At 72.0% G+C, this 9579-nt stretch carries 6 protein-coding genes; 1 reads left to right on the top strand and 5 read right to left on the bottom strand.

Annotated features, from left to right (window positions below; translation table 11 throughout):
- Window positions 1–110: 110 nt before the first annotated feature.
- The 5 genes from ACFRAR_RS37040 to ACFRAR_RS37020 all read right to left on the bottom strand — a co-directional run bounded on the left by ACFRAR_RS37040 (window position 111) and on the right by ACFRAR_RS37020 (window position 7299).
- Window positions 111–1808, bottom strand: a complete 1698-nt coding sequence (locus ACFRAR_RS37040; protein ID WP_380704552.1) for an ABC transporter family substrate-binding protein — start codon at window positions 1806–1808, stop codon at window positions 111–113.
- A 54-nt stretch (window positions 1809–1862) separates the two neighbouring features.
- Window positions 1863–3995, bottom strand: a complete 2133-nt coding sequence (locus ACFRAR_RS37035) for a dipeptide ABC transporter ATP-binding protein (protein ID WP_380704550.1) — start codon at window positions 3993–3995, stop codon at window positions 1863–1865.
- Window positions 3992–4963: an ABC transporter permease gene (locus tag ACFRAR_RS37030; RefSeq protein WP_380704548.1), complete on the bottom strand. Its 972-nt coding sequence runs from the start codon at window positions 4961–4963 to the stop codon at window positions 3992–3994. The genes ACFRAR_RS37035 and ACFRAR_RS37030 overlap by 4 nt, the downstream gene beginning before the upstream one ends.
- 1 nt (window position 4964) lies before the next feature.
- Window positions 4965–5948, bottom strand: coding sequence for an ABC transporter permease (locus ACFRAR_RS37025; protein ID WP_380704545.1), 984 nt, complete (start codon window positions 5946–5948; stop codon window positions 4965–4967).
- Window positions 5949–6279: 331 nt separating this feature from the next.
- Complete coding sequence (locus ACFRAR_RS37020; protein WP_380704543.1) at window positions 6280–7299, bottom strand: helix-turn-helix transcriptional regulator; 1020 nt, start codon at window positions 7297–7299, stop codon at window positions 6280–6282.
- Between the two features lie 161 nt (window positions 7300–7460).
- Between ACFRAR_RS37020 and ACFRAR_RS37015 the strand changes: the two genes are divergently transcribed.
- Window positions 7461–9119 carry an MFS transporter gene (locus tag ACFRAR_RS37015; protein WP_380704541.1) on the top strand — a complete coding sequence of 553 codons (1659 nt, stop codon included), beginning with the start codon at window positions 7461–7463 and terminating at the stop codon, window positions 9117–9119.
- The last annotated feature ends 460 nt before the right edge of the window (window positions 9120–9579 follow it).

Here is a 9579-nt window from a genome sequence, read left to right as displayed (position 1 = left end):
GCGTTCCGCACCCGATGGACGACGCCGGGGCGGGGCCCGGCGCCCGATCGGACGCGGCACCCCGCCGCACGCGCGTCCGGTCGCCCGTGGGACGGGCGCCGGTGGTGGTACTACTTCTGCCAGCCGATGGTCTCGGGCAGCGGGCTGTAGAAGATGGTGGCGCCGACGTTGGCCAGGCCCTTCTTGATGCCGTAGGTGGAGGGACCGCTGTAGAGCGGCAGGAAGGCGTACTGCTGGAGGGCCTTCTGCTCGACCTTGTTGACGGCCGCGATCTGCTGGCCGAGGTCGGCGATGTCCCCGGTGGCGCGGATCTCCGCGTCCAGCTCGGGGGTGCCGGACCCGGTGATGTTGGAGTCGCGGTCGGAGCAGTAGAAGTCGCACAGGTACCGTGCGCCGAAGGGGTCCGTCGAGCGGTTGCCGGAGATGAACAGGTCGAAGCGGCGGTCGCTGAGCACCTTGGAGAAGTCGTTCTCGGAGACCTTGTTGATCTCCAGCTTCACGCCGACGGCCTTGAGCATCGCGGTGAACGCACTGGCGGTGGCCTTCTCGATGGGGTCGTCGCCGAGCATGGTGTAGCCGAGTTCGAGCTGCTTGCCGTCCTTGGCGCGGATGCCGTCGGCCCCGGGCTTCCAGCCGGCCGCGTCCAGGGTCTTGCGCGCCTCCTCCGGACCGGACTTCAGCACGGCGGCGACGTTGTCCTGGTAGCCCTGCTGGAAGCTGTAGAGCACCGCCGAGCCGGGCAGCGGCTCGCTGTAGTCGAGGCCCTGGAACCGGATCTTCGTGATCTGCGTGCGGTCGATGCTCTCCTGCACCGCCTTGCGGACCTGGATGTCGCCGAGCAGGGGGGATTTGGTGTTGAGGTACAGCGCGTACTCGAAGGGGCTGCCGCCGCGGCGGACCTCGGCGTCCTTGACCGCCTTCACCTGCTTGAGGTTCTCCGCGGTCCCGACGGGGGCGTAGTCGAGTTCGCCGTTCTTGAAGGCGTTGATCGAGGCGCCGCTCTCCAGGTTGACGTAGACGCGCTTGTCGAGCTTGCCCGGCCGGCCCCACCAGCTGGGGTTGCGCACGAAGGTGATGTTGCCGGAGTGGTCGTCCCAGGTGCCCACGGTGTACGGACCGGTGCCCCATTCGGGGTGGGCCTTCTTGACGTACGCCTTGTTGAAGTTGTCGACGGTGGCGGCCTCGGGGTGCAGGAAGGTGGTGAACAGCGCGGACCAGGAGGCGTTGACGCCCTTGAAGGTGATGACCGCCTGCTTGTCGTCCGCGCCCCGGGTGACGGACGTGATGCGGTCGTAGCCGTCGGTGGAGGAGGCCGCGTAGTCCTTGTCCGAGCCGTTGTTGGCCTTCCAGGTGGCCTCGATGGCCCGCCAGTCGATCGGGGTGCCGTCGTTGAACACGGCCTTGGGGTTGAGGGTGAGGACGACCTTCTGGTCGCCGCCCTCGACCGAGACCTTCACGTCGCTGTAGTAGTCCGGGTTGTACTGGACCTCGCCGCTGGGGGAGTAGGTGATGGCGTCGGCGTTGTACCAGGACCAGACCCGCAGCGCGTTCAGGGTGCCGTTGACGTTGAAGGGGTTGCCCTGCTCGTCGAAGGTGCCCGCGGTGGTGTAGGTGCCGCCGTCCTTGATGTTCTCGTACGGCTGGGGGTTGTAGTCGGTGACCGAGGACGCGACCTTGGCGGCGGTCTTGGCGTCCTTCCCGGAGGCGGCGCCGGCGGTGTCCTCGGAGGAGGACGAGGAGGAGCACGCGGTGGCGGCGACCGCGACGGCCGCGGCGAGTACGAGGGGCAGGGCGAGCTTGCGACGCATGGGATGTCCTTGATGGGGATCGGTGAGGAGGGAGGGACGGGGCGGGCGAGGGTGTCAGACCGCGTGGCAGGCGTACCGGTGGTCGGAGCCGCCCGGGGCGCCGACGGTCGCCGGACGTTCGGTGCGGCAGCGGGTGCGGACGCTCTCGTCGGCCTCCCGGTACAGGGGGCAGCGGTCGACGAACACGCAGCCCTCGGGCAGCCGGGCGGCGCTGGGCTGCTCGCCCTCCAGGACGACGCGCTCGCGGTGGCGCTCGCGCTGGGGGTCGGGGACGGGGATCGCCGACAGCAGGGCCTTGGTGTACGGGTGCCGGGGCCGGGCGAAGATCTCCTCGGTGGCGCCGGACTCGACGATGTGCCCGAGGTACATCACCGCGATGCGGTCGGAGACGTAGCGCACCACGGCCAGGTCGTGCGCCACCAGCAGGTAGGCCAGGCCCAGTTCGCGCTTCAGCCGGGCGAGCAGGTTGATGATCTCGGCCTGCACGGAGACGTCGAGGGCGGACAGCGGCTCGTCGAGGACCAGCAGCCTCGGCTCGCGGGCCAGGGCGCGGGCGATGCCGACGCGCTGGCGCTGGCCGCCGGACAGGGCGGCGGGGAAGCGGTCGCCCATGGCGCGGTCCAGGCCCACCAGGTCGAGGAGTCCGGTGACCCGGGTGCGGACGGCCGCCCGGTCGGCGCCGGCGGCCTGGAGCGGTTCGGCCAGCAGGTCGAAGACGGTCAGCCGGGGGTCCAGGGCGTCCGTCGGGTCCTGGAGGACGATCTGGATGTCGCGCCGCAGCTCGCGCACCTCGGCGGCCGTCCGCAGCGTGGCGACGTCGGTGCCGGCCACCTCGATGCGGCCGCCCTCGGGGGCGCGCAGCGCCAGCACCTCGCGCAGCGTGGTGGTCTTGCCGCTGCCGGACTCCCCGACCAGGCCCAGGGTCTCGCCCGCGCGCAGCTCGAAGCTGACGCGGTTGACGGCGTGCAGGGTCCCCACCCGGCGCTTGAGCAGCGCCCCCTTGGTGACGGGGAAGGTCTTGACCAGGTCCTCGACGCGCAGGACCACCTCGCCGGCGCTCCGCCGCGCGGAGCCGGCCGGCGGTACGGCGGCCGCCTCCCCGGCCGGGTCGAGGCTTCCGTCGGCGATCTCCTGCGCGCGGTGGCAGGCGGCGCGGCCGGGCCGGCCGATCGGTGCGGCCAGGTCCGGTTCGCTGGTCCGGCACACGTCCCGGGCCACCGCGCAGCGGGGCGCGAAGGGGCAGCCGCCGGGAAGGGCGGCCAGGGACGGCGGCTCCCCGCCGACCGGGACCAGCGGCCGTTCGACACCGCTGTCCACGGTCGGGACGCTGGCCAGCAGGCGGGCGGTGTACGGCATCGTGGGACGGCGGAAGAGCTCGTCGACGCTCGCGTGCTCGACGATCCGTCCGGCGTACATGACGGCGACGTCGTCGGCGTGCCCGGCCACCACGCCCAGGTCGTGGGTGATCAGGACGAGGCCGGCGCCGGTCTCGCGCTGGGCCAGGCGCAGCACGTCGAGGATCTGGGCCTGGACGGTGACGTCGAGCGCCGTGGTGGGTTCGTCGGCGACGAGCACCGAGGGCTTGTTGGCGATGGCCAGGGCGATGACGACGCGTTGGCGCATGCCGCCGGAGAACTCGTGCGGGAACGCCTTGGCGCGTTCGCGCGGGTCGGGGATGCCGACCAGGTCGAGCAGTTCCACCGCCTGTTCCCAGGCGTCCTTCCTGGACAGCTCCCGGTGCACGCGCAGCGCCTCGGAGAGCAGCCGGCCGACGCTGAAGATGGGTGTGAGCGCGGACATCGGGTCCTGGAAGACCATGCCGATGTCCTTGCCGCGCACCCGGGAGAGCTCCTTGTCGTCCATCGCGGCCAGGTCGCGACCGCCCAGCAGGATCCGGCCGCCGAGCCGCGCGGCGGGCGCCAGCAGGCCCATGACGGCGAGGGCGGTGGCGGACTTGCCGGAGCCGGACTCGCCGACGATGCCCAGGGTGCGTCCGGGCAGCAGGTCGAAGTCGACGCCGCGCACGGCCTCCACCGGTCCGGCCTCGGAGGGGAAGGTGACGCGCAGGTCGCGGACGGACAGGACGGGTGCGGGTCCGGCGGGCTCGGTGGCCCCGGCGGGCCCGGTCTCGGGCTTGGTCTCGGGCCCGGTCCCGGGAGCGGTGCGGCGGGCGGGTGCGAGGGTCATCGTCGGCCTCCTGCCGCGCCGGTGGTGGATGTGGGGTCGAGGGCGTCGCGCAGGCCGTCGCCGACGAAGGTCATCGAGACGGTGAGCAGCACGGTCAGCCCGGCGGGGAAGGCGAAGAGCCAGGGGGCGCTGGTGATGGTGCCGGCGCCGTCGGCGAGCATCGTGCCGAGCGACACGTCCGGGGTCTGGACGCCGAAGCCGAGGAAGGACAGGGCGGTCTCGCTGAGCACGGTGGAGACCACGCCCAGGGTGAGGTTGACGATGAGCAGGGAGCCCAGGTTGGGGATGATGTGGCGCACCACGATGCGCAGGGGCGGCACGCCCATGTACTCCGCGGCGCGCACGTAGTCGCGCTCGCGCAGGGACGTCGACACCGACCAGACCACGCGGGCGGTGGACATCCAGCCGAACACCGTCAGGACGAGGATGAGGACCCGCCAGTCGCCCGCCAGGCGGTGCGAGACCAGGGCGAGGATGAGAAAGGAGGGCACGATCAGCAGGAAGTGGATGAGGGCGAGGGTGGCCTTCTCCACCCGGCCGCCGAAGTAGGCGGCGCCCGCGCCCACGACCGCGGCGATGGCGACGGTCAGCAGGGACACCGTCACCGCGATCACCAGCGAGCGCTGGAGGCCGTGGACGGCGGCGGCGTAGACGTCGTTGCCGCCCTGGTTGGTGCCGAACCAGTGTTCGGCGCTGGGCGCCTGGGTCAGGGCCGAGAAGTCGGCGTCCGCGTAGCCGTACGGGGTGAGCAGGTCGCCGAGCGCGCCGAACAGCACGAGCAGCAGGAAGATCACCACGCCGGCGACGGCGACCCGGTTGCGCAGGAAGCGGCGCAGGTAGAGGCGGCGACGGCCCAGGTAACGGCCGTCGTGGCGGTCGTTCCCGTCGTGCCCGGTGGCGAGCACGCCTTCGGCGGTCGCGTCAGCGGTCGTGTCGGTGGTCGCGTCGGCGGTCACAGGAGTGCCCATCTCAGCTCACCCGCACTCTCGGGTCGAGGGCGACGGTGGCGAGGTCCGCGAGGATCGCGCCGACCGCGGTCAGGGCGGCGGCGAAGGCGGCGGTCGCCACGGTGCCGTGTACGTCGTTCTTGCTGATGGTCTGGATGAAGTACTGGCCCATGCCGTTCCAGCCGAAGATCGTCTCGGTGAGGACCGCGCCGGTGAACACGGCCGGGATGCTGAAGGCCACGGACTGGGCGGTGGGGATCAGCGCGGTGCGCAGGGCGTGCCGGCGGATCGCCTGGGCGCGGGTGAGCCCGGTGGCGCGGGCGGTGCGCACGAAGTCGGAGCCGATGACGTCCAGCAGCAGGGAGCGCTGGGTGAGGTGGTAGCCCACGTACCCCGTCAGGGTGAGGGTGAGCGTCGGCAGGATCAGGTGCAGCAGCCGGTCACCGGCCGTCGCCCAGAACCCTTCCACGTCGGGCGAGTTCTCCCCCGCGACGTACAGGAAGTGCCAGCCCGCGTGTTCGTTCAGCTGGATGGCCAGCAGCACCAGGGCGAGGGCGGCGATGGACACCGGGACGTTGAACAGCGCCATGGACAGGGCCTGGGCGGCCCGGTCCCGCCAGCCGTACTGGCGCGAGGCGGTGTGGACGGCGAGCGCGACACCGACGACGACGGACAGGACCGTCGCGCCGATCACCAGCTCGGCGCTGACCAGGGAGCGGTAGCCGATCTCGCCGTTCACCCGGACCCCGACCGGGGAGCGGCCCCAGTCGAAGCGCAGCACCACCCCGGTCAGCCACTCCCACCAGCGGTGGAGCAGCGGCTCGTGCGGGTCGAGGTTGTAGGGGGCCAGGGCCCGCGAGATCTGCTCCTCGGTGCGGACCGGGCGCAGTTCCTTGAAGTTCGAGCGCGGGTCGAGGAACCAACTGGCCAGGAAGTACGTGGCGTTGGTGGCCACGGCGATCACCAGGAGCCAGCCCGCCGCCCTGCGGGTCACGTACCGGAGCACGGACGCCACCTCCTCATCGGGTGCGGCGGGTGCGGCCGGGGAGCGCCGGGTCTGGGGGAACTGGACATGCGGGTGGAACTTCCTCGATCCAAAGGGTGATTGCACGAACGTGCAGAGGCCAGTCTGTGAGCGGGCGGCACGTGGCACCAGGGGTCGGGGCATCTGGACATGAACACGAAACGTCCCCGCAGCACACGGATGTGTCCGCGTCACATTCCCGTCGAATTCGCAGGTGAGAGGGGTTGAGGAGCCTCCGGCCGGGCCTCCGGCCGGGCCTCCGGCCGGGCGCCCGGCAGCGCGCCCGGCAGCGCGATCGGAGCGGTGGGCGGCGTCAGCTGTCGGCGCGGACCGAACCGGCCTGCTCCGGTGCGCGCTCGTCGGGCAGCGGCGCCCCGGCGTCGAGGCGGCCGATCACCCGGCGGGCCGCTTCGGCGAGTTCGGGCGGGCCTTCGACGGTGAATGGGCAGTCGAAGGTGACGAGGAAGCCGATGAGCGCCGACCAGGACCACGCCCCCATCCGGATCCGGGTGATCCGCTCGTCGACCGCCTCGAAGCTCGCCGCGCCCGGAGCCCACTTCGCCACCAGCGGTGCGGGGCACTCCATCAGGACGGTGCCCCAGCACGGCCAGGTGTCCGCGGTGTCCCCCCGGTCGGGCTGGCCCTGGACGAAGCGGGTGACGTCCGCCTCCGGCACCTCCCGGTGGCCGAACCGCCAGGAGGTGGAGGCCAGTTGACCGATGCGGTCGAGCCGGTAGGTGTGCCAGGAGTTCCCGCGCTGGTCGTACGCCACCAGGTACCAGCGCCCGGACCAGAGGACGAGCCGATGGGGTTCGGCCAGGACCTCGCCGTCCTCCACGGGGTCGCGCTCGACGGACCGGTAGGCGAACCGCACCAGCTCGCGCTGCTGCGCGGCCGCGCTCAGCCGCGCCAGCAGCGCGGGATCGACCTGGGGCGGGGCCAGCTCCCAGGCGTTCTCCATCTGCTCGACCGAGAAGGCCGCCAGCCTGCGGGCCAGGTGGGGAGGCAGGAGCTCCCTGACGGAGTTCAGCGCCCGCTTCGTGGCGTCCCCCATGCCGGTCACCGAGGCCGGAGCCGTCTGCAGGGCCAGCGCGATGGCGACGGCCTGTTCGTCGTCGACCATCAGCGGGGGCAGCCGTGCTCCGCGGGACAGCCGGTAGAAGCCGGAGGGGCCCTTGCGCGCCGTGACGGGGTAGCCGAGTTCGCGCAGCCGGCTGATGTCGCGCCGGACGGTCCGCGGGGACACCCCGAGCCGCTCGGCCAGGCCGTCGCCGGTCCACTCCTTCTGGGCCTGAAGCAGGCTGAGCAGCTCCAGCGTTCGGCTGGCGGTCACGGATCGGCCTCCGGATCGGTGGCAGTAGAGGTCAGATTACGTCCTCTACTCCTGACAGGGTGCCATCGGCTCGGAGGCCGGACGCCTCCCCGGCACCCCCGGTACCTCGCCCTCGGCGACCGAAGCGGGTGCCCCCCCATCGAACGGAACGGAGGAACACCGTGCCCGAGAACCCTGCTCGGCCCTCACCCACCAGCCGGGACGCCTGGTTGGGCCTGGTCGCCATCTCCCTCGGCGTCTCACTGGTGGCCGTGGACTTCACCATCGTCAACGTGGTGATGCCGCCGATCATCGACGACCTGGAGATCTCGGCCTTCGGGGCCCAGTGGATCCAGGAGTCCTACGCGATCGTCCTGGCCGCCCTGCTGCTGGTGATGGGCCGCCTCTCGGACGTCCTGGGAGCGCGCAGGCTGTTCCTGGCCGGGACCGTGGTCTTCGGGCTGGCCAGCATCGGTGCGGCGCTGGCGCCCACCGGGGAACTGCTGATCGCCGGCCGGTTCGCGCAGGGGGTCGGTGGCGCGATCATCATGCCGACGTCGCTGGCGCTGCTCAACCTGACCTTCCGGGGACCGGAACGCGGCAAGGCGTTCGCCGTCTGGGGATCGACGATCGGGGCCGCCGCCGCGGTCGGACCGCTGCTGGGCGGCCGGCTCGCCGACCACTCCTGGCGGTGGGCCTTCGGCATCAACATCGCGGTCGTCGCGCTGATCCTCGTCGGCGTCACGAGGTTCCTCCAGCCCTCCCCCCGCCAGCCGGGACGGATCGACGCCGTCGGCGCGGCGCTGTCCGTGCCGGGCCTCGGCCTCCTCGCGTTCGCGCTGATCGAAGGACGCGACTACGGGTGGTGGGAACCGCGCAAGGACTTCGGCCCCTTCGGGGACGGCACGGGCCTGTCGGTCATCCCGGTCGCCCTGGCCGTCGCGGTGGCGTGCCTCGCCCTGTTCCTCGTCCTCCAGATGCGGCTCACCCGGGGCAACGGCACGGCGCCGCTGATGGACACCTCGCTGTTCGGCATCAAGTCCTTCAGCACGGGCACCATCGCGACACTCGTCATCGCCCTCGCCGAGTTCGGCATGCTCGCCGTGCTGCCGCTGTGGCTCCAGTACGCCCTGGGCTACTCCCCGGTCCGGACCGGGCTGCTGGTCCTCGTCGTCGCGGTCGGCAGCTTCGTCGCGAGCGGCGCGAGCTTCGGCATGGCCGAGAAGACCGGGCCGGTCGGCCTGGTCCGGATCGGCCTGGCCCTGGAGGCCGCCGGCCTGCTGATGTTCGGCCTGCTGGCCGGCAGCGACTCCCCGTGGTGGGTCATCGCCATCGCCCTGTTCCTGTACGGCACGGGAGTCGGCTTCGCCACCGCCCAGGTCACCAACGTGGTCCTGGCGGACGTGCCACCGCGGCGGGCCGGCCAGGGCTCCGGAATCCAGAGCGCCGCGCGCCAGCTCGGCTCCGCACTCGGCATCGCGGTCCTGACCTCGACGTTCTTCACGGCACTGGCCTCCGACCTGTCGGACCGGCTCGTCCGGCAGGGAACGCCCGACGCCGACGCCGACCGGCTGTCCTCGGCGGTCTCCGACAGCGCCGGCGCGATGATCTCCGGGCTGGCCGACGACCCGCGGACAGCGTCCGCCGCCGACGCCGCCCGCGACGCCATGTCCCACGCGATCCGGATCAACGGCTACACCTGCGCCGCGCTGCTCGCCCTCGGCATGCTGGCGACCTTCCTCATCCCCCGGCCCGAGCAGGGCGCCCAGCTGTGGGGAGAGGGCGACGCCGCCGACGGGGCACCGGACACCGAGACCAACGCCGGCCGGACCCGCACCTGACGGCGGTCAACCGAAGGACGGCCGCGCGGTCCACGCCGCGCGGTCCGTCCGGCGGCACCCCGCTTCGCTCGGGCGCCGCGTCCGGACAACCCGCTGTCCGGGGCGGCGGATCGGGGCAGCGGATCGGGGCGGGGAGTCCATGCGCACCGGCAACGGGGACCGGAACCACGACGAACTCTGACCTTGTTGTTTTACCTCCGGTGATCGTCTTGGGTCGTGTTCGGTTTCTCACCTGCGTGTTTGCTACTGGCCGCTGACCAGGGCGAGTCCGACGTCATAGATGGGTGCGCGGCGGCGGTTGGGCCGGCCGGTTGGGCGTCCGGGACCGGGCTTGGAGGGTCTCGCAACAACCGTGGGGCAGGGCAGAGGTTGTCGCACGACTGCCCCCGTCCGCGAGTCAAGAGCGCGATTTCGGAGTGCCAGCAAGGAGTTTGCTGAGGTTGTGGACGGTGCCGAGGAG

It is taken from the genome of Kitasatospora sp. NPDC056651 (assembly GCF_042792155.1).
In the GTDB taxonomy this organism is placed as follows: domain Bacteria; phylum Actinomycetota; class Actinomycetes; order Streptomycetales; family Streptomycetaceae; genus Kitasatospora.
Note: the sequence above shows the minus strand (reverse complement) of the source record. Positions and strands in the feature narration are given on the sequence as shown.